At 68.8% G+C, this 202-nt stretch carries 1 protein-coding gene; it reads left to right on the top strand.

Annotated features, from left to right (window positions below):
* Window positions 1-202: hypothetical protein (locus tag IF23_RS33305; protein WP_157848113.1), on the top strand; the 202-nt coding region annotated here is incomplete at both ends.

The following is a 202-nucleotide window of genomic DNA, read 5'->3' as shown; positions in this document are numbered from 1 at the left end:
CGTACGCGGCAGCGCCGTCAATCAGGATGGTGCGAGTAATGGTTTGACGGCGCCGAACGGTCCGTCGCAGGAGCGGGTGATCCGTGCCGCCCTTGCGGATGCTGGTCTGTCGCCTGCTGAGGTGGATGCGGTGGAGGCGCACGGGACCGGTACGCGTCTCGGTGACCCGATCGAGGCGCAGGCGCTGCTGGCGACCTACGGC

Source organism: Streptomyces catenulae (assembly GCF_000718015.1).
Lineage (GTDB): Bacteria > Actinomycetota > Actinomycetes > Streptomycetales > Streptomycetaceae > Streptomyces > Streptomyces catenulae.
This window is presented reverse-complemented; position numbering and strand designations above follow the sequence as displayed.